Annotated in this window: 11 protein-coding genes; 6 read left to right on the top strand and 5 right to left on the bottom strand. The window is 62.8% G+C overall.

Going from position 1 to position 22,000, the window contains the following annotated elements; all coding sequences use genetic code 11:
- The first annotated feature begins 102 nt into the window (after positions 1-102).
- Genes AC2GXZ_RS00355 through AC2GXZ_RS00340 form a run of 4 tightly spaced genes read left to right on the top strand, consistent with a single transcriptional unit; the run spans position 103 to position 13,682 of the window.
- A complete protein-coding gene (locus AC2GXZ_RS00355) occupies positions 103-8,457 on the top strand; it encodes an Ig-like domain-containing protein (RefSeq protein WP_483757137.1) in 8,355 nt (2,784 codons plus the stop codon).
- Positions 8,458-8,475: 18 nt separating this feature from the next.
- Positions 8,476-10,752 carry a type I secretion system permease/ATPase gene (locus AC2GXZ_RS00350; RefSeq protein ID WP_483757136.1) on the top strand — a complete coding sequence of 759 codons (2,277 nt, stop codon included), beginning with the start codon at positions 8,476-8,478 and terminating at the stop codon, positions 10,750-10,752.
- Between the two features lie 3 nt (positions 10,753-10,755).
- Positions 10,756-11,946 carry an HlyD family type I secretion periplasmic adaptor subunit gene (locus AC2GXZ_RS00345; protein WP_483757135.1) on the top strand — a complete coding sequence of 397 codons (1,191 nt, stop codon included), beginning with the start codon at positions 10,756-10,758 and terminating at the stop codon, positions 11,944-11,946.
- A 2-nt stretch (positions 11,947-11,948) separates the two neighbouring features.
- A complete protein-coding gene (locus AC2GXZ_RS00340; RefSeq protein ID WP_483757134.1) occupies positions 11,949-13,682 on the top strand; it encodes a hypothetical protein in 1,734 nt (577 codons plus the stop codon).
- A gap of 145 nt (positions 13,683-13,827) precedes the next feature.
- Here AC2GXZ_RS00340 and AC2GXZ_RS00335 read toward each other — a convergent pair whose 3' ends face one another.
- Positions 13,828-13,956 carry a hypothetical protein gene (locus AC2GXZ_RS00335; RefSeq protein ID WP_483757133.1) on the bottom strand — a complete coding sequence of 43 codons (129 nt, stop codon included), beginning with the start codon at positions 13,954-13,956 and terminating at the stop codon, positions 13,828-13,830.
- 84 nt (positions 13,957-14,040) lie between these two features.
- On the opposite strand from AC2GXZ_RS00335, the gene AC2GXZ_RS00330 reads away from it, so the two are divergent.
- Both AC2GXZ_RS00330 and AC2GXZ_RS00325 read left to right on the top strand, forming a co-directional pair.
- Entirely contained in the window at positions 14,041-15,633 is a 1,593-nt protein-coding gene (locus AC2GXZ_RS00330; protein WP_483757132.1) for a Re/Si-specific NAD(P)(+) transhydrogenase subunit alpha, read from the top strand.
- 20 nt (positions 15,634-15,653) lie between these two features.
- Positions 15,654-17,099 (top strand): NAD(P)(+) transhydrogenase (Re/Si-specific) subunit beta, encoded by a 1,446-nt coding sequence (locus AC2GXZ_RS00325; RefSeq protein ID WP_483757131.1) that lies wholly within the window; start codon positions 15,654-15,656, stop codon positions 17,097-17,099.
- A gap of 89 nt (positions 17,100-17,188) precedes the next feature.
- Here the strand turns inward: AC2GXZ_RS00325 and AC2GXZ_RS00320 are convergent, their stop codons facing one another.
- The 4 genes from AC2GXZ_RS00320 to AC2GXZ_RS00305 form a co-directional block, all read right to left on the bottom strand.
- Positions 17,189-18,460: a beta-eliminating lyase-related protein gene (locus AC2GXZ_RS00320; RefSeq protein ID WP_483757130.1), complete on the bottom strand. Its 1,272-nt coding sequence runs from the start codon at positions 18,458-18,460 to the stop codon at positions 17,189-17,191.
- Positions 18,457-19,323: an ABC transporter permease gene (locus AC2GXZ_RS00315; RefSeq protein WP_483757129.1), complete on the bottom strand. Its 867-nt coding sequence runs from the start codon at positions 19,321-19,323 to the stop codon at positions 18,457-18,459. Before AC2GXZ_RS00315 ends, AC2GXZ_RS00320 begins: the two co-directional genes overlap by 4 nt.
- The gene (locus AC2GXZ_RS00310) at positions 19,323-20,312 is read right to left on the bottom strand and encodes an ABC transporter permease (RefSeq protein ID WP_483757128.1); all 990 of its coding nucleotides are present in this window, start codon (positions 20,310-20,312) and stop codon (positions 19,323-19,325) included. The genes AC2GXZ_RS00315 and AC2GXZ_RS00310 overlap by 1 nt, the downstream gene beginning before the upstream one ends.
- Before the next feature lie 85 nt (positions 20,313-20,397).
- Positions 20,398-21,984 carry an ABC transporter substrate-binding protein gene (locus AC2GXZ_RS00305; protein WP_483757127.1) on the bottom strand — a complete coding sequence of 529 codons (1,587 nt, stop codon included), beginning with the start codon at positions 21,982-21,984 and terminating at the stop codon, positions 20,398-20,400.
- Between the last annotated feature and the right edge of the window lie 16 nt (positions 21,985-22,000).

The following is a 22,000-nucleotide window of genomic DNA, read 5'->3' as shown; positions in this document are numbered from 1 at the left end:
GCCATTCGTCCTGAGTGGAGGCGCGGCCGGGATGAAATTCCCGACAAGGGCAGCAGCACACCAACAAAGGGGCATGATGCCCGACACGCAAAGGAGAGGACGATGGTTGCTGTAATTTTGGACAAGGTAAGCGGCGAAACGACGACCGTGTCGGGCAATACAGTTGTTCTTTCGGAACCGAGCACCGTCAGGCTGACCTTATCTCCCGACCAGATTGCCGCAACCTCGCGCTCGGGCAACGACCTCATCATCGACGTGCGCAACGGTCCGGATCTGCGGATCGAGAATTTCTACAACGGTGAAGGCAATCAAAGGAGCGATCTCGTTCTCGACGATGGCGCCGGCAACGTATGGCAGGGCGACTACACCGACGGCCTCGCCAATTTTGAGTTCTCCGAAGCCGGGGTCGTCGACCAGCTCGCCGGCGCAGGCGCAGCAGCAGGTGCCGGCGGTGGCGTCGGCGCGTCCGTCCTCGGCCTTGCGGCAGCGCTCGGCTTGGGAGCAGCCGCGATCGGCATAGGCGGTGGCGGTGGCTCCAGCAACGACGGGCCTGACGACGGCGATGCGGATGCTGATGCGGATGCGGACGCGGACGCGGACGCGGATGCAGATGCGGATGCGGATGCTGATGCGGATGCGGATGCAGATGCGGATGCGGATGCCGATGCGGATGCGGATGCGGATGCCGATGCGGATGCGGATGCCGATGCGGATTCCGACGCTGATACCGATGCTCCGGGCTCACCGACCAATCTTTCGATCGACGCGGCCGGAACGGTGCTGACTGGCCGCGGTGAAGCAGGTGCAGCGGTTACAGTCACAAACGCTGCCGGAGACATCATAGGTACAGGGACCGTCGGCGCAGACGGCACCTTCTCGATTACGCTCGATCCGGCACAGATCGACGGCGGCGAGCTGCAAATCACGCTTGAGGATGCCGCCGGCAATATCTCCGATCCGGCTACGCTGGCCTCTCCGGATCTCATCGCTCCCAACGCCCCGACCAATCTCGACGTCACCGCCGCCGGCACGCTCCTGTCGGGTCGCGGCGAACCGGGAACGACGGTAAAAGTCACCGATGCGGACGGCGTCACCATCGGGACAGGAACGGTAGGCTCGGACGGTACCTTCTCGATCGATCTCGATCCGGCGCAGCAAAACGGTGGCGAACTGGAAGTCGTGCTGGAAGACGCAGCCGGCAATGCCTCCGCCCCCGGCACGATCGAGATCATCGATATCCAACCGCCTGCGGCCCCGACCAATCTCGGTGTCAGCGATGACGGCACCGTCCTGACCGGCCGCGGAGAACCCGGCACGACGGTCAGCGTCACCAATGCAGCCGGCGTCGAGGTCGGCACCGGCACGGTTGCCGCAAATGGCTCTTTCTCGATCAATCTCGCCCCCGCCCAGTTCGATGGCGGCGAGCTCGACGTCGTTCTGACCGACGCCGCCGGCAATGGCTCCAACCCCGGCACGGTCCTGGCTCCCGATCCCGACGCGCCGCCGGCGCCGACCGATCTCGACGTCAACCTGGCCGGCACGATCCTTACCGGCGACGGCCAGATCGGTGCCCAGGTGCGCGTCACCAATGCGGCAGGCCAGACGGTCGGCACCGGGACGGTGCAAAGCGACGGCACGTTCAGCATCACGCTCTCCCCGGCACAGATCGACGGCGGCGAGTTGCGCGTCGTGCAGACCGATGCCAACGGCACATCGCAGCCCGGCATCACGCTCTCCCCGGACCTCATCGATCCGGCAGCCCCGACCAATCTCGACACCAATGATGCCGGAACGGTGCTGACCGGACGCGGCGAGGCCGGCACCAGCGTCACCGTGACCAACGCCGATGGCACCGTGGTCGGCACCGGCACGGTGCAGCCGAATGGTTCCTTCTCGATCACCCTCAATCCGGCCCAGACGGACGGCGGAGATCTGACGGTCGTGCTCGAAGACGCGGCCGGTAACACATCGCCTGCCGGCACCACCGCCGCACCGGACCTGATGGGTCCGGATGCAGCAACCAATCTCGACGTCAACGATGCCGGGACAACACTGACCGGACGCGGAGAAGCCGGCGCGACGGTGACGGTGAGAGATGCGGACGGTATGCTGATCGGCACGGCAACGGTCGGCGCCGGCGGAATGTTCTCCGTCACCCTCAATCCCGCACAGACGGACGGCGGTGACCTGCAGGTCGTGTTGCAGGACGGGGACGGCAACATCTCGGCGCCGGCGACCATCGCCTCGCCGGACCTTCTGGCTCCCGATGCTGCAACAGACCTTGAAATCAATGCCGACGGAACCGTGCTCGCCGGTCAGGGCGAACCGGGCGCCACGGTGACGGTGACGGACGCGAACGGCACCACCATCGGCACCGGCACGGTCGGCGTCGATGGCACATTTACCGTCAACCTCGATCCGGCGCAGGAAAACGGCGGCCAATTGCAGGTCGTGCTTGAGGATGCCGCCGGCAACATTTCCGATCCGGCATCGGTCACGGCGAGCGACATTCAGCCGCCGACCCCACCGACCAATCTGGGTGTCAACGACGATGGCACCGTCCTTACCGGCCGCGGCGAGCCCGGCACGACAGTCACCGTCACCAATGCAGACGGCGATGTTATCGGTCAGGACACCGTCGATCCCGACGGCACCTTCACCGTCGACCTCGATCCGGCCCAGCTGGATGGCGGCGAACTGGACGTCGTGCTGACCGATGCCGCCGGCAATGTCTCCACGCCCGGCATGGTGCTGGCACCCGATCCTGACGCACCGCCGGCTCCAACCGATCTCGATGTTAACGCCGCTGGCACGCTGCTCACCGGCGACGGTGAAATCGGCGCGCAGGTACGCGTCACCAACGCTGCCGGCCAGACGGTCGGAACCGGGATAGTCGCCGGCGACGGGACGTTCAGCATCACGCTCTCGCCGGCCCAGATCGATGGTGGCGAATTGCGGGTGGTGCAGACCGACGCCAATGGCACGTCGCAGCCTGGCCTCACCCTGTCGCCCGATCTGATCGATCCGACAGCGCCCACCAATCTCGATGTCAACGACCAGGGAACAGTTCTGACCGGACGCGGCGAGCCGGGCACAACCGTGACCGTCACCAACGACAATGGCGACACGGTCGGAACAGGCACCGTCGCAGGAAACGGCAGCTTCACCATCACCCTCAATCCGGCCCAGACGGATGGCGGCGACCTGACGGTCGTGCTGCAGGATGGCGGAAACAACCTTTCGCCCCCCGCAAACGTCCCCTCTCCCGACCTGACGGCACCCGCCGCACCGACCGGCCTCAGCGTCAATGCAGACGGCACCGAGCTGACCGGTACGGGTGAAGCGGGTGCAACCGTGACGGTGCGGGATGCGGATGGCATGGTGATCGGCACCGGCACGGCCGCCGCCAACGGCAGCTTCACCATAGATCTGGATCCGGCTCAGGCGGATGGCGGCCAATTGCAGGTCGTCCAGGTGGATGCGGCAGGCAATGCCTCGCCGGCAGCCAGCGCCATCGCCCCCGACATCACCGGGCCGGACGGTGCGGCCGACCTCGACGTCAACGCCGCCGGAACGGTGCTTACCGGGCGCGGCGAGCCGGGCGCAACGGTCACCGTCACCAACGAAGCCGGCAACGTCGTCGGCACAGGCACCATCGGTGCCAATGGCCTGATCACCGTCGGCCTCAATCCGCCCCAGACGGACGGCGGTGACCTGCAGGTCGTCCTTGAGGATGCGCAAGGAAACCTCTCGCCCTCCGTCCTCGTCCCATCTCCAGACCTGATCGGACCGGATGCGCCGACCGGCCTCGACGTCAACGATGCCGGCACCATCCTTACCGGAACCGGCGAACCGGGTGCGACGATCACCGTCACCAATGAGGCCGGCGACATCGTCGGTACCGGCACGGTCGGCCCGACCGGAGCGATCAGCATCCAGCTCAGCCCGGCCCAGATAGACGGCGGAGATCTCGAAGTCGTGCTGACCGATGCGAGCGGCAATACATCGACACCGGTCGTCACCCCTTCGCCGGATGCGACCGATCCCGGCCAGCCGGACAATCTCCTCGTCAATTCCGGAGGAACGGTCCTCACCGGAACCGGCGAGCCGGGCACGACGGTCACCGTCACCAATGCGGCCGGCACCCCGGTCGGCACCGGCACCGTGGCGGCAAACGGAACCTTCACCATCGGCCTCAGCCCGGCCCAGGTTGATGGTGGCGACCTGACGGTCGTCCTTCAGGATGGCGCCGGCAACGTTTCGCTTCCCGGCAGCGCGGAAACCCCGGATCTCACCGGCCCGAACGCGCCGACAGGTCTCACCGTCGAAGACGGCGGTACGATCCTGACAGGCCAGGGAGAACCCGGCGCAACGGTAACCGTCACCAACGCGGCAGGCGACCCGGTCGGATCGACGACCGTCGGCACGGACGGAAACTTCTCCGTTACGCTCAATCCGGCGCAAGTCGATGGCGGCAATCTTGAAGTCGTCTTGACCGACCCGGACGGCAATCCGTCCGATCCCGGCATCATCGCCTCTGTCGACGAAACCGCGCCGGCACTGCCCACCAATGTCAGCGTCAATGCGGATGGCAGCCAGATCACCGGCATGGGCGAGGCTGGGGCGACGGTCACGGTATCGAACGGCACCCAGACCTTTACCGGTACAGTCGGCACGAACGGCATGTTTGCGATCCCCCTCGTCCCGGCACAGGATGAAGGCGGCACGCTGACCGTCGTTCTGACCGATGGCGACGGAAACGCCACGCTGCCGGTCAACGTTGCGACGCCGGACCTCACGGCACCGGATGCTCCCGACGACCTGCTGTCGAACCTCGCCCAGACCGAAATCACCGGAACCGGCGAGGCAGGAGCAACCGTCACCGTCAGGGATGCCAACGGTATTGTTGTCGGCACCACGACCGTCGATCCAGACGGAACATTCACCGTCGAACTCGACCCGGCGCAGACGCAAGGCGGCACCATCTCCGTCGTGCAGACGGACGCGGCAGGCAATATATCCGCCCCAGCAACACTGCCTCTAGCCGACATCCAGCCACCGGACGCTCCGACCGATCTGCTTGTGACGGCGGATGGCACGACGTTGACCGGGGAAGGAGAACCCGGCGCAAACGTGACCGTGACTGGTCCAGGCGGCACTCTCGGGACCGGAGCCGTTGGCACCGACGGCACCTTCACCATCATACTCAACACGGCTCAGACGGATGGCGAGCAGCTTCAAGTCGTGCTGACCGACGCCGCCGGCAATCCATCGACGGCCGGCACCGTTCTGGCGCCCGATCCCGATGCACCGACAGCACCGATCAATCTCGCCATCGACGGCCAGGGCGATATCCTGACTGGTGAAGGCGAAGCCGGTGTGACCGTCACGGTGCGCAATGCCGCCGGCCAGACGGTCGGCACGGGCACCGTCGATCCAGACGGGACGTTCTCAATCGACCTCGCTCCGAACCAGACCGACGGTGGCAACCTGCAGGTCGTATTGACTGGTGTTGGCGGCACGTCGCAACCCGGCATCATCGCCTCGCCGGATCTCGACGCCCCTGACGCCCCGACCAATCTCAGCCTCAACGCGGATGGAACCGTCATCACCGGCCGGGGTGAAGCGGGAACAACGATCAGTGTCACCAATGCCAGTGGCGTCGAAGTGGGTACCGGTACGGTTGCTGCAAACGGTACGTTCTCGATCCTCCTCGACACAGCTCAGACGGATGGCGGTGTCGTCAGCGTCGTTCTCACGGATGCCGCCAACAACACCTCCGATCCCGGCACAACCGTCACTCCGGATCTGACGGCACCAGCCGCACCGACGGGCCTTGACGTCGCCGCCGACGGCTCGGAATTGACCGGCAACGGTGAAGCTGGCGCGACGATCACCGTGACCAATGCGGGCGGCATCGTTGTCGGCACCGGCACAGTCGCTGTCGACGGCACGTTCACGGTCGAACTCAACCCGGCCCAACAGGATGGCGGCGCACTCGACATCGTGCTGACCGATGCAGCCGGCAACGTATCGGCCCCGGCAACGGTCCTGACGCCGGACGGGATCGGCCCCGACGCACCGACAGACCTCGCGATCGATGCAGACGGCCTTCTTTTGACGGGCCTCGGCGAACCGGGCGCGGACGTCACAGTGAGAAATGCCGCAGGAACAATCGTCGGCATCGGCACGGTCGATCCCGATGGCACATTCAGCATCGACATCAACCCGGCCCAGACGGACGGTGGCGACCTTGAGGTCGTGCTGACCGATGCGGATGGCAATCTCTCCGATCCCGGCACGATTGCGACACCGGATCTCACCGGCCCCGAGCTGCCGACAGACCTTGAAGTCGACGCGACCGGCACATTGGTCGGCGGCGGTGGTGAGCCCGGAGCGACGGTGACCGTCCGCGATGCGGACGGCAACATCATCGGCACCGGCACCGTCGCAGCGGACGGCACGTTCAGCGTCGGGCTTTCCCCGTCTCAGGTGGATGGCAGCGAGCTGCAGGTCGTGCTGACCGACGCGTCGGGCAACCCATCCGCGGTCGCCACGGTGGATTCGCCTGACCTGACTGCGCCGCTCGCACCGACGAACCTTGATGTCGATGGCACAGGCACCACCCTCACCGGCAATGGTGAGGCCGGCACCACCGCACGGGTGTTCAATGCAGCCGGCGTCGAGGTCGGCAATGCGATTGTCACCGGAGCCGGGACATTCACCGTCACGCTCAACCCGGCGCAGACGGATGGCGGCGATCTGACTGTCGTGCTGGAAGACGCAGCCGGCAACGATTCCCCTCCCGGCATCACGGATACGCCGGACCTGCTTGCCCCTGACGCACCGACGGATCTTGCCGTCAACGCATCCGGCAGCGAGCTGACCGGCCAGGGCGAACCCGGAACGACCGTGACCGTGACCAATGCCGGCGGTACAGTGATCGGCACCGGCACCGTCAATCCCGACGGCACGTTCAGTGTCGGCCTTTCCCCGGTGCAGGTGGATGGCCAGAATCTGGGCGTTACTCTGACTGATGCAGCCGGCAACGTGTCCGACCCGACCGGCACAGTGGCACCAGGGCTGGATTTCGCCCTGACGGATACAAGCGATACCGCGATTATCGACGTCAGCGTAACAAGGCAGAACGAGACGACTCCCTCGATAGCATCAAGCGAAGTAACCGCGCTGCTCTCCTTGTCACTGCTGAACCTCGCCAACGTCAATCTCGGCTCGTCTACCAATCCGGTCGTCAACTTCAACGTGTCGGGAAATACCAACACGGTGTCCTTTGGCCTCGAAATTGGCGGTCTCGTCAATGTCGGCCTTCTCAGCAGTTACTCGGTGATTGTCGAGCGCTGGAACGGCACGGCCTGGGTACGCTCGGACGATCTCAGCAACAATGTCGACGACGGCATCCTGCGGCTGAACCTGCTCAACTCGCCGGCAGCGACGATCACGCTGAACGACATTGATGCGGGCCAGTATCGTGCGACGCTCGTGCCCAATCCGGGAGTAACGCTTGGCATTGGCACCGTGCGCGAAATCTCCGTCACGGCGACCGACCAGACCGAAGTCACCCATGTCACTGTCGGTGAAACTGCCACCGGCAATTTCATCGATGATGCCGCAACCGGCGTCACAAACGACCTGCGGATCGGCGAAGTCGACTTCAACGGCATAAGCCATGCCCTGACCGGCAGCCCGCTGTCGATCGATGGTGATTTCGGCACACTGGTCATCAATGCCGATGGCACCTATACCTACACGCCGGATACGACGGCCCCGACCGGCGGCACCGACGTCTTCACCATCACCGTCTACGATCCCGATACCGGCCACGAACTGACCGCCGACCTGTCGATCGACGTTCAGGTCGACGATGGTTCGATGATGATGATGGCTTCCTCGGACGATACGGTCAGCATGGCCTTTGCCGACGACGGCGGCAGCGGCGGCGTCACTGACGATGGTTCTTCCACCAGCTCCCGCTTGGCCTCGACCGACAGCCATGCGACCAGCGACGACGCTACATCGACAGATCATATCGTGACCGCCGATGATGCAACGGTAGCGGATCAGGCGGATAACACGGACACCACCGCCGCAGACCAGCCGGAAATCGCCAGTGCCGAGACCTCCGGCGACATGACGGACACCACGCCCGATGACGGTGGCGTGCATGATGGCGGCATTGGCCTCACTCTCGATCAGGGCGGCGCGGAAGTCGATCTGAGCGGGCTCGAAAACCTCGTCGACGACCTGTCGGTCGCCGTCAATGCGGATGCGAATGTAAACCCCGACACCGGCGCAGACGTCGATGTTTCGGTTGGTGCCGACGTAACCGACGACACCGCGGCGACGGTCGACATTTCCGTCGACACACCGCCGCTCGATCCGTTCGACAGCATCAACCAGAATGACGAGATCGAAACGCATAAATTGCCGGTCGTATAGCGTGGAGGAGATGACCTGATGGATGTTGCGCGGGTAGCAGCGGAAAGGCCTTCGGAAATGGACGCGGAGAGGGTGACGGCCCTCCCGCCGCCCAATCCGGCGGAGAACGCGTCCGACAGTCCGGAAGGCAGCCCGCCCGACAACCGGTCCGGGGACTGGATCGAGATCATGGGGCTTCTGGCCCAGCACTACGGCATCGCCCATTCGAAATTCGCGGCGAGCTACGTATCGATCATGCAGGAAGCGCTTCCGCCACTCCAGCGGATCGAAAAACTCGCCCGCCGTTTCGGCCTTGAGGCAAAGCCGGTCGAACCACTCGCCAGCGGCATGACCAGCCGTCGCCTGCCGCTGCTGATCGAGCTGGCATACGGCGATGTCGGGCTCGTCACCGAAATCAGCGGCGACGAGGCAAAGATCATCTTTGCCGGCGACAACGGCCACTGGACCTGGATCCCGCTTTCCGAACTCGACGGGCACGTCACCCATCTGCTGATCGCCCGGGATGCCCGCACCCGGCCCGACGAACGCATCGATGCCTATATCGCCCCCGACACTCATCACTGGTTCCGCCGGATCGCGCTTGGCGATCTCAGGCCCTACGGCTATGTCCTGCTGGCGTCTCTGGTCGCCAATTCGCTGTCGGTCGCGGGCGTGATCTTCTCCATGCAGGTCTATGACCGCGTCATCCCCGCCAATTCGATGAACACGCTGGTCGTGCTGTTCATCGGCGTGAGTGTCGCGGTCGTCTTCGATTTCATGATGCGCAAAGTCAGAACCGCGATCATCGATGTTGTCGGCAAGCGCGCCGACATCCGCATTTCGGATGTCGTCTACGGCCATGCGCTGAGGGTGAAGAACCGCCAGCGCCCCAAGGCGACCGGCACCTTCATCGCCCAGCTGCGCGATCTCGAACAGGTCCGCGAGCTTCTGACCTCGACGACGGTATCGGCCATTGCCGACCTGCCGTTCTTTTTCCTGTTTCTCGGGCTGTTCGCCTATATCGGCGGCTGGCTTGCCGTCATTCCGGCATCCGCACTCCTGCTTCTGATCGCGCCGGGCGTGCTCGCCCAGCGCAAGCTGAAGCGCAATGCCAGTCTGGCGATGCGGGAATCCTCGCTGCGCAATGCCATGCTGGTCGAATCCATCCAGGGTATCGAGGATATCAAGGCGCTGCAGGCGGAAGACGTGTTCCAGAAAAAATGGAACGCCTTTAATGCCGCAAGCGCTGATGCGCAGGTCAAGCTTCGCGACATCACCAGCACGCTGACCGGCTGGGGCCACGGCGTCCAGACCAGCACATTCGCCGTCATCGTCTTTTTTGGCGCACCTATGGTCATGGCCGGCGACATGAGCACGGGCGCGCTGGTCGCCTGCTCCATCCTCGGCTCGCGAATGATCGCGCCGATGGCGCAGCTGACCCATGTCCTGAGCCGACTGCAGCATGCCCGGATCGGGTTGCAGAGCCTCAATACGATCATGAAGATGCCGGTCGACCACCCGCCCGCCGAAGCCCGGCTTTCGGTCGGCTCCCTGCTCGGCGAATATCGGTTCCGCAAGGCGAGCTTCCATTATGGCGAACCGCTCGGCCGCCCGTCGCTGACGCTGCCGGATTTCAGGATAGAGGCAGGCGAGACGATCGCCCTTCTCGGCAAGAACGGCGCCGGCAAGTCGACGCTGCTGCAGGCGCTGTCGGGCCAGCTCGAGGCCCATTCCGGCGAAGTCCTGATCGACAATCTGGCGATCGACCATGTCGATCCTTCGGACTTGCGCCGCGAAGTCGGATTGCTGACCCAGAGTTCGCGTCTTTTCCACGGCACGATCCGGGAAAACATCCTGCTTGGCGCCCAGAACGCCTCGCAGAACACCCTGCTCGAAGCCCTGCAGATGACCGGCGCCGACGAGTTTATCCGAGCGCTGCCCAAGGGCGTCGACCACCTCATCGATGAAGGCGGGCGTGGTCTCTCGGGAGGCCAGCAGCAGGCGCTTCTCCTGTCGCGGATATTGATCCGCAATCCGTCCATCGTGCTGCTCGATGAACCGACCGCCTCGATGGACGAGGCGACCGAGCGGCAGTTCATCCGGCGCTTTTCCGCCTGGGCGAAAAACAAGACGATCGTCATCGCCACCCACCGGATGCGCGTTCTCGATCTCGTCGAACGTGTCGTGGCGCTCGATGGCGGCCGCGTTGTGCTCGACGCGCCGAAGGAAGAAGCCTTGCGCTCGCTGAGAGGCGAAGGACCTAAACCGGTGCAGGCGGCAAGGAAAAACCTGCACAGCGTCGGAAACGGGGAATAGGCCATGTCCATCGCACGGTTGAACGACGAAAGCTGGCAATTCGGCGGGGAAGACGAGGTCCGCCTCTCCAAGGCCAGGACGGTAGTGAAGCTTTTCGTGACTCTCATCCTTGTCGGCCTGATATGGTCCTACTTCGCCGTACTCGACGAGGTCTCGACCGGCGACGGCAAGGTTGTGCCGATCAGCAAGGAACAGGTCATCCAGTCGCTCGAAGGCGGCATCGTCACCAGGCTGATGGTGCAGGAAAACCAGCTCGTCGAGCGCGGCCAGCTGATTGCCCAGCTCGATCCGACGATCACCGAATCCGGCGTTGGAGAATCCGGCGCCAAATACCGGGCGGCCCTTGCAAGCGCCGCAAGGCTGACGGCCGAGGTCAACCAGACGCCGCTGACCTTTCCGGCCGAACTCGATGCCTATCCGGATCTCATTACCTCGGAGACGAAGCTTTACGAGGCGAGGCGGCGCAATCTCGACGAAACGCTACAGTGGATCGGGGAATCACTGGCGCTTACCCGCCAGGAACTCGACGTCAACCAGAGCCTGTCCAAGATCGGTGCGGCAAGCAGTGTCGAGATCATCCGCCTGAAACGCGAACAGGCGGAACTCGAACTGAAGAAGGTCGAGACCAGCAGCAAATATGTCGTTGATGCCCGCGAAGAACTGTCCAAGGCGAATGCGGAAGTAACCTCGCTCTCCTCCGTCATCAAGGGACGGTCCGACAGTCTGACGCGCCTGACGCTGCGGTCTCCGGTGCGCGGCATCGTCAAGAATATCGAGGTTTCCACGATCGGCGGCGTCGTGCCGCCGAACGGCAAGCTGATGGATATCATCCCGCTTGGCGACCAGCTGCTGATCGAGGCGCGCATCCTGCCGCGCGACATCGCCTTCATCCATCCCGACCAGGATGCGACGGTAAAGATCACCGCCTATGATTATGCCATCTATGGCGGGCTGCCCGGCAAGGTCGTCACCATTTCGCCGGATACGATACAGGACGAGGTCGACCCGCAGATCTATTATTACCGCGTCTTCGTGAAGACCGAAAAAGACGCGTTGGAAAACGATGCCGGCAAGCAGTTCCCGATCTCGCCCGGCATGGTCGCCACGGTCGATATCCATACGGGCCAGAAGAGTGTGCTGGATTATCTGATCAAGCCGTTCAACAAGGCCCGCGAGGCGATGCGGGAGCGCTGAGCATGTCGACAACGGCCGCAATCCCGGCATCGCTTCTGGATCAGCTGCGCGCAACCGTGCGCGCCGGCTGCATGGCTCTGCCCGCCCCCTACCCTGCCTTCGTGCTGTTCTTTTCGGTCAGCGACGGCGAGGAACGGGCCGAGGTTTCGATCGCCAGAGGCACATCCTTCGAGGAAGCATGGCAACAGGGCATTGATGCCGTCCGCAGATTGCAGCAGCGGCAGTCCGGCCCGCGTCGCTGGCTCAGGGTCGACTGGCCATCCGCAATCCAGGCCTCGACCTGGGCCGAACTGCGGCATGTGCTCGACAATACGAAACGCAATTATTTCCGGCTTGGCCTCGCCCTGGACGAGAATTTCAACGGCGCTTTCCTCGAACAGGAACTGAATGCCAATGCCATGTTCTACGGCGGCAATCAGCGGACGGCGGCCGAATTGAACGAGAAGAACTTTCTCCTCTATTTCAGGAACCGCTTTCCCGGACGGGAGCCACCGGACTTTGCCTCCTGCCGCACGATCCACCTTTTTGCCGGCGCAGGTGCCTTTTGCGACGGCAGGAGCATTCATCTTCTCGACGTCACCGGTCCGGATGCCGGTCGCCGCGTGATCGACCAGCTCGACGTCCAGCTCGTGACCTCGCTCATATCGGACGGCGCCGAATTCCTTGCCCGCCAGGTCGGCCCCGATGGCCGCTTCACCTATGGCTACCATCCGTGTTTCGACCGGACGATCGGCGCCTACAACACGCTCCGCCACGCGAGCAGCACCTATGCGATGATCGAGGCCTATGAGGTCACCCGCAGTGCCACCTTGCAGGAAGCCATTACCCAGTCGCTTTCCTGCCTGACACGCGACCTGATCGTCCACGCATTGCTGCCTGATGGACAGCTGGCCGCTTTCCTGAAGGAAGCCAATGGCGAGATCAAGCTCGGCGGCAACGCACTGGCGATCCTGGCGCTTTCCAAATTCGCCAGCGTCTTCGGCAACGATATCCATGACGAGTTGATGGAGAGGCTGGCGATCGGCATCTGCTTCATGCAGGACAAGAAGACCGGCGCCTTCCGCCATGTGCTGAGTTTTCCAAGCCTCGAAACACGCGAGATGTTCCGCACCATCTATTACGAAGGCGAAGCCGCCTTCGCGCTGATGCGGCTTTACGACCTGACGCTCGACGAACGCTGGCTGGAAGCGGTCGAACTCGCCTTCGGCCATTTCATACGCAATGACCACGCCCGCCATCACGACCACTGGCTCGCCTATTGCGCCAACGAACTCACCCGTTATCGTCGACGGCCGGACTATTATCGCTTCGCAATCGAAAATGTCGCCGATCATCTCGATTTCGTTGCTGGTCGCATCACCACCTTCCCGACGCTGCTGGAACTCATGCTTGCCAGCCAGGAAGTTCTGTCGCGCCTCGATATGGACGACAGGCACCGCCATCTGCTCGCCCGCATTGACCGGCACCGTTTCGACGAAGCGCTGGAAAAGCGAGCCCACCATCTGCTCAACGGTCACTTCTGGCCCGAAATGGCGATGTTCATGCGCAATCCGGCGCGGATCCTGGGATCGTTCTTCATTCGCCATCATGCGTTCCGGGTGAGGATCGACGATGTCGAACATTACCTGTCAGGTTATGTGGCCTACCGAAACCACCTGCTGACGGCGATGAGCCGAGAGCTTCTGGAGGATTCGGCCCGCTCGATCATTCCTCCGAAAAGTCCCGCGACAAAGTAAGGCTCGGCTGTTTCGACAGCCCAGCCGTTTTTAACACCGTCGAGATCGCGACTTATCGTCGCTGACGTTGCACGACAAGGTGGCAGGCGCCGTATACACCTGCCCCATAGCGCGAAGAATGACGCTATTTTTTGTGCAACTGGCTTCACAACAGCCAGCCACGGAAACCGGAGACCTTGGGCATGCCATTGTCCGCCAACGGTAAATTCTTGTCGTGATGCGGGTCGATACGATACATGTCTTCGGTGATGCTCTGGAGATCGGGAGGTTTCAATCCGTGAATATCCGGAGCCTTTTTCTGAAAAGACGGCTTATGGTTGCGGTCACGCCGCCAATCGCGAGCACTTAAGAATTTGAAATGGGGACGAGACTATTGAAGATCGGAGTTCTGAAAGAACGTGCGGACCGAGAGTCCCGCGTCGCGATGACACCGGACAGTGCGCAGGCCTTGCAGAAGCTCGGCTACGACTGTGTGATCGAAACGGGTGCGGGCAAGGCCGCCGGCTTTTCTGACGAGACCTATCGCTCAGCTGGCGTGACGGTTGTCGAGAGTGCAGATGCGCTAATTGCCGCCTCAGACGTGATCGCCAAGGTGCGGCCGCCGGAAAGCGCCGAAATCGAGAAGCTCGGGCCGGCCAAGACGCTGATCTCCTTCTTCTACCCGGCACAGAATTCTGGCCTTCTCGAAGAAGCCAAGGCGAAGGGCGCAAACGTCATCGCCATGGACATGGTGCCGCGCATTTCGCGTGCCCAGAAGATGGATGCCCTGTCGTCGATGGCAAACATCGCCGGTTACCGCGCCGTAATAGAGGCCGGCAACAATTTCGGCCGCTTCTTCACCGGCCAGGTGACAGCCGCTGGCAAGGTGCCGCCGGCCAAGGTGCTGGTCATCGGTGCAGGCGTTGCAGGTCTTGCCGCCATCGGCACCGCGACCTCGCTCGGCGCCATCACCTATGCCTTCGACGTTCGCCCGGAAGTGGCCGAACAGATTGAATCCATGGGCGCCGAATTCGTCTTCCTCGATTTCAAGGATGCCCAGCAGCAGGACGGTGCCGCGACCGGTGGTTATGCCGCCCCCTCTTCGCCGGAATTCCGCGAAAAGCAGCTGGAGAAATTCCGCGAACTCGCACCTCAGATCGATATCGTCATCACCACCGCGCTGATCCCCGGCCGTGATGCACCGAAGCTTTGGACCGCCGACATGGTGGCCCTGATGAAGCCCGGCTCTGTCATCATCGATTTGGCCGCCGAACGCGGCGGCAACTGTGATCTGACCGTCGCCGACGAGCGCATCGTCTCGGAAAACGGCGTCATCGTCATCGGTTACACCGATTTCCCGAGCCGCATGGCCGCCCAGTCGTCGACGCTCTATTCCACCAACATCCGCCACATGATGACGGACCTGACGCCGGCGAAAGACGGTATCGTCGTCCACAACATGGAAGACGACGTCATCCGCGGTGCGACCGTGACCAAGGACGGCGAGATCACCTTCCCGCCGCCACCGCCGAAGATCAAGGCGATCGCCGCCCAGAAGCCGAAGGAGAAAGCCAAGGAGCTGACGGCCGAAGAGAAGCGGGCCAAAGAAGTCGCCGCCTTCAAGGCGCAGACCAAGACGCAAGCCATACTGCTCACCGTTGCGACCGTTCTGCTGCTGATCGTCGGTGCCTATGCGCCGGCAAGCTTCATGAGCCATTTCGTCGTCTTCGTGCTCTCCTGCTTCATCGGTTTCCAGGTCATCTGGAACGTCTCGCATTCGCTGCATACGCCGCTGATGGCCGTCACCAACGCCATTTCCGGAATCGTCATCCTCGGTGCGCTTTTGCAGATCGGCTCGGGCAACTGGCTGGTGGTGATCCTCGGAGCCTTGTCGGTCCTGGTCGTGACGATCAACATTGTCGGCGGCTTCCTTGTGACACGGCGCATGCTCGCCATGTTCCAGAAGTCTTGAGTGCGTAGGGGGTTATTATAATGACGATCGGTATCGTTTCGGCCGCCTACATTTCTGCAGCGGTTCTCTTCATTCTGTCGCTCGGCGGCCTTTCCGGCCAGGAAAGCGCCAAGCGCGCCGTGCTTTACGGCATTGTCGGCATGGCGCTCGCCGTCATCGCCACCTTCTTTGGTCCGGGCGTGGCCACCAGCTTCGGCATCGGCCTGATCATCCTGATCATGGTGGCCGCAGGTTCTATTGCCGGCTATTACGTCGCCAGCCGCGTACAGATGACCGAGATGCCGCAGCTCGTGGCGGCGCTCCACTCCTTCGTCGGCCTTGCCGCCGTCTTCATCGGCTACAACGCCCATATCGAAGCCTGGCGGGTCGGCGGGCTGGATGAGGCCGCCCGCGCCACGCTCGAAGGCTTTTCCGCCATCATCGCCCACAAGGACCCGGTCGAACTTGCGATCATGAAGGTCGAGGTCTTCCTCGGTGTCTTCATCGGCGCCGTCACCTTCACTGGCTCGGTCGTCGCCTTCGGCAAGCTGGCCGGCAAGGTCGACGGCAAGGCGAAGAAACTGCCCGGCGGCCATATGCTCAATGCCGGTGCAGCGATCCTCTCCTTCATGCTTCTGCTCTGCTATTTCGGTGGCGGTGGCGCATGGACGCTGATCGCAATGACGCTTCTCGCCTTCTTCATCGGTTATCACCTGATCATGGGCATCGGCGGTGCCGACATGCCGGTCGTTGTGTCGATGCTGAACAGCTATTCCGGCTGGGCGGCAGCAGCGATCGGTTTCACGCTCGGCAACGATCTCCTGATCGTCACCGGTGCGCTGGTCGGCTCATCGGGCGCCATCCTCTCCTACATCATGTGCAAGGCGATGAACCGCTCCTTCGTCTCCGTCATCCTCGGCGGTTTCGGCGGCACGACGGGTCCGGCGATGGAAATCGAGGGCGAACAGATCGCCATCGATGCCGAAGGTGTGGCGAATGCGCTGAACGATGCCGACAGTGTCATCATCGTGCCGGGTTACGGCATGGCAGTGGCGCAGGCGCAGCAGGCGGTCTCCGAACTCACCCGCAAGCTGCGGGCCGCCGGCAAGGACGTGCGTTTCGCCATCCACCCGGTCGCCGGCCGTCTGCCGGGCCACATGAACGTGCTCTTGGCCGAAGCCAAGGTGCCTTACGACATCGTCATGGAAATGGACGAGATCAACGACGATTTCCCCAATACCGACGTCGTCATCGTCATCGGCTCGAACGACATCGTCAATCCGGCAGCTGAAGAAGATCCGAACTCGCCGATCGCCGGCATGCCTGTCCTGCAGGTGTGGAAGGCCAAGCAGGTCTTCGTGTCGAAGCGTGGCCAGGGCACCGGTTACTCCGGCATCGAGAACCCGCTCTTCTACAAGGAAAACACGCGGATGTTCTATGGCGACGCCAAGAAGTCGGTCTCCGAACTCCTGCCGATGATCAAGTAAGGCAGAATACCAGAATACCGAAAAGGGCCGGTTATCCGGCCCTTTTTTATGCTTGATGGTCTGGCGTCACCCCCGTCCGAGACAGGGGCTCAGAGCGCAAAACGCGGATCGATACCGGGATATTGATCCGCAAGCGCGATGACACTGGCCCTCACCGCATCCTGATCCCGACGACCGAACACCACGTCGGCGATCAACCCCGCCAGAACCTTGATATCTTCATCGCTATAACCCAACCGGGCAATATCGTTTGCCCCGATGCGCAAGGCCGTGCGCGGCTTGCCGTCCTCGGACCAGATATCGGTCGCGGTGGTGAAGATGCCGATCGCCTCGAGCTGAGAGCGGAAGCCTGCCGCCGGGCCGACCGGCGTCGTATTGGCCAGCAGCATATGCGATTGCGTGTAGCCAAGCGCCCGCCCGACGATATCGATCCCCTCGTCGCTCAACGCCGCTGCAAGTTTTTGCGCCGTCGAAACCACGGCACCGGTCAGTTCATGCCCGAAGGTCAGCATCTCGGCAAACACCACGCCCATCGCCGCGACGCGGTTGTTCTGGTAATTGTCGAGCCGAACCCGCGTCACCGCCCGCACCCGCTCGGCGGTTTCCAAATCCCGCGATACGATCAGCCCCCCGATCGGGCCCGGAAAGGTTTTCTGCGTCGAGCCGGTAAAGGCAAGCGCGCCGGCATCCAGCGGGTTCTGGAAGGATTTCCCGGCAATCAGACCGGCCACATGGGCGCCGTCATAGATCACTTCCGCACCGACGGAACGGGCAATCTCGACCACCTTGGCGACCGGGTAGGGAAACAGGATCTTTGCCGTGCCGATGATGATCAGCTTCGGCTTTTCCTGCTCGGCAAGCGCCCGCAACGCATCGAGATCGATGGTCATGCCACCGTCGCTGAACGGCAGGTCGAGCACCCTGAGGCCCATGAACCCGGCAAACCCTTCGGGCCTCAGGCTCGCATGCCCGCCGGCAACCGGCGACGGTGCGATGATCGTATCGCCGGGCCTCGCAAACGCCATCAGCAGCGTCTCGTTGGCAAGCGAACCGGACATCGGCCGGTATTCCGGAAAATAGGGGTGGAACAGCTTGGCCGCCAGCGAGGCGACAATCTCTTCCATCGCATCCAGCCATTTCGCCCCGCCATGCGCCCGTGATCCGAGTTCGCCGGAAGCAAACTTGGCGGCGAAGCTGGAGCTGAGGCAGGCGATCGCCTGCGGCGAGATGCGGTTCTGCGAAGCGACCAGATTGACGGATTGCGTCAGCCGGTAGCGCTCGTTCATCGAGGCTGCCTCGGTTATGCCGCGCACGGCCTCCAGCGGCAGGGAAAGGGATTGGTCCACGGGCATGCCTTTCATGCGGCGGCTGCCTTCTTTTTGGCGGCGCGAGGCGCCGGCGCACTGCGGCGCAGCTTGGGGCTCAATGCCTTGGTCAGACCATCGCCCAGAAGATTGAGGCTGAGGCCGGTCAGGCTGATCGCAAGCCCCGGAAAGAAGGGCAACCAGAATGAGACGAGAAGAAACTGCTGGGCATTGCTCAGCATCGAACCCCAGCTGACGGTCGAGGCATCGCTCAACCCGAAGAAGGCAAGACCCGCTTCGAGAAGAATGGCCGACGACATCATCAGCGAGCCGTTGGCGATCACCACCGGCAGGATATTGGGGATGAGGTGACGCAGGATGATGCGCCGGTGGGTGGCACCGGCCGCGACCAGCGCCTCGACGAAATCGGATTTCCTGAGCGTCAGGAATTCGACCCGCGTCAGCCGCGCCACCTGCGGCCAGCTGACCAGACCGATGGTGAGGATGACCACCCACAGGCTGGTGCCGAACAGCGACAGCAGCGCCATGGCAAGAAACAGCCGCGGCATGACGATGAACAGCTGGGTAAACCGGTCAAACACCTCGTCGATGATGCCGCCGAAATAACCGCCGACGGCACCGACGAACAGGCCGACGATCGTGGCGAAAACGACCGACATCAGCCCGACGATCAGCGCGGTGCGCGCACCGACGACAATACCGGAAAACATGTCCCGGCCGAGATTGTCGGTGCCGAACCAGTGATCCATCGAGGGCGCCAGCATGGTCGCTGCCGAATTGGTGGTCATCGGATCGACATTGAGCAGAAGCGGTCCGGCCGTGCCGGAAAAAAGCAGCAGGATGAACAGGGCAAGACCCGCCTGACCTGGAAATTCGAGAGCGTGAAGGAAGGAACGCATCAGCCTCTACCTCCCACGCGGGTTCTCGGATCGAGCATGTTCTGGACAATCCCGGTCAAGGCATCGACGACGATGGTCAGCACCGAGGAGATCAGCAGCAGGCCGATCAAAAGCGGCCGGTCACGGCCGAGCACGGCATCGAGGATCAGGCGGCCGAGGCCCGGCCAGTTGAACACCATCTCGGTCAGCGTCGCACCGGTCAGCATCGTGCCGAAGGAAATGCCGGTAATCGTCACGACGGGCAGAAGCGCGTTGCGCAGCGCATGACGGTAAAGGATCTGCCGTGACGCCAGGCCCTTGGCGCGGGCGGTGCGGATATAATCCTCGCGCAGCACCTGCAACAGGCTGGTGCGCACGAAACGCTGGGTCACCGCCATATGCCACGCCCCGAGCGCGGTTGCCGGCAGAACCAGATGCCAGGCGACGTCGACCGCCTTTGTCCACTCGCCGCCGCGAAGGAACAGAGACCGCATGCCCATCACCGGGAACACGCTGGTTTTCACCGCAAACGCATAGATCAGCAACTGTGCCAGCCAGAAGACTGGCAGGGAAAAGGCGAGCACCACGAAGATGCGCAGCGCCACATCGCCGAAACTGCCTTCGTTGACCGCCGAATAGACACCGGCAATCGTGCCAAGCAGCGAAAACACGATGATCGAGGAGGCGAGCAGCAAAAGCGTTGCCGGCAGGCGCTCGGCAAACAGGTCCCAGACCGGCGTCTGGAAACGGATCGAATACCCGAGATCGCCGACACACAGCTTGGCGAGGTAATGCCAGTATTGCACGAAGATCGGCTGGTCGAGCCCGTATTCAGCCCGCATCCGGGCGATGAATTCGGGGGACGCACCGCCGTTTTCGCCGACCAGCGACTGGATCGGGTCTCCGGGCGCCAGATGGATCAGCAGAAAGCTCAGCGTCACGATCGCCCACAAAAGGCCGATGACGGAAAGCGCGCGCCGCAGCAGGGCTATGATCAGGCGTATCAACACGGAAAATTTAGCCCGGCTCTATTTCGAGAATGTGGGATACCGGCCCGCCCACGATGGGCGGGCCGGAAATTGCAGCCTGTTGAGGTCAGGCCTTGGCGACGTTTTCGTAACTGTCGCGATGGGTGCCGCCCGGCGGCAGGCCGGTAAATGCCTTGCGATAGGCATAGGCGAAATCGTCTTCGTAGAGCGGAATGACCGGCAGGTCGGTCATCACAGCCTGGACGATCTTCTGGTAGGTCTGATGGCGCTCGGCCGGATCGACCTGCTTGACGCCCTGGGCAAACAGCGCATCCACATCGGCGTTCTTGTAGCCCATGCCGTTGGTATAGGCGCCCTGGCCGATCTGCGCCGAGGTGAAGCCCTTGGCCATGATCGCCGGATCGGGACCGAAGGACGGGTTGCAAAGCCCCAGCTGGAAATCGCGTGCGGTGAACATCTTGTCGATGGCGGCCGCCTCGTCCATCTTCTGGATCTGCAAGTCGATGCCCGCCTCGCGGAACCAGTCGCGCATCAGGTTGGCGATCGGCTCATATTCGGCCCAGCCGGTGGAAACGACGATCGACAGCGAGAAGCGCATGCCGTCCGCCTTCTTCGGCAGGCCGGCGGCATCGAGCAGCGCATTGGCCTTGGCCGCATCCGGCTTGTAAGAAATCCCGGTCTTGTCGTTGGCGATATACCAGGAGATCGGATTGTCGGCGATCTTGCCGACATTCTTGCGCACGGTCGACAGGATCTCGTCCTTGCGGATGAGATGCACGATCGCCTGGCGCACTTCAAGCTTGGCAAGCGTCGGGTTGTCGAGGTTGAACAGCACGCTGCCGGTGCCGCGGAACAGGTAGGAGGCGGTGCCGATCACCCAGCCCTTCGGTCCAAGCCGCGTCTTCAGCGTCTCGACCAGATCGAAGGAGACGCCGAGCGGGGCGAAATCGATCTGTTCTGCCTCCATCGCCGCGACCATCGTGTTGGTGTCGGGAATGATGACGAAGACCAGTTCGTCGAGATGCGGCCTGTCCTTCTTGAAATAGTCGGCATTCTTTTCCAGCCGCAGGAAGTTGCCCTTGCTCCACTCGGCCAGCTTGAACGGACCGGTACCGATCGGTGCGGCATTAGCCGGGTTCTGCATGATGTCCGTGCCGTCATAGATATGTTTCGGCAGGATCGTCGCATGGCGCACTTCGAGCAGCGAGATGAACGGCGCATAGGCATATTTCAGCTTGAACACGACAGTATTGTCGTCCGGCGTCTCGATCGTGTCGATGGCGCTGAAATTGACCTTGCCGACCGGATGCAGCGGCAGAAGCACCTTTTCGAAAGAGAATTTCACGTCGGCCGAGGTGAACGGCTTGCCGTCATGCCATTTGATGCCCGGCGCAAGATGGAAGGTGTAGGTCAGGCCGTCGGTCGAAATATCCCAGGTCTGGGCAAGATCGGGAACCGGCGTGCCATTGGCATCGAAGCGCGTCAGCGCGCTGTAGATGTTGGCGCCGATCAGCTGAACGCCGCCGACGGTCGTGACGGCCGGGTTGAGATGGCGCGGCTCGCTGGTGCGCAGGCCGACCACCAGATTGCCGCCGTCCTGCGCGGCAAGCGCCGTCGAACCGAAGGACAGGATCTCGGCTGCGGCCGGCAATGCCGCAAGATATGACAAAAGCGTACGTCTTTTCATGTCCATGTCTGCTGTCCTCGTT

It is taken from the genome of Aliirhizobium sp. YIM B11859, from assembly GCF_057163345.1.
Note: the sequence above shows the minus strand (reverse complement) of the source record. Positions and strands in the feature narration are given on the sequence as shown.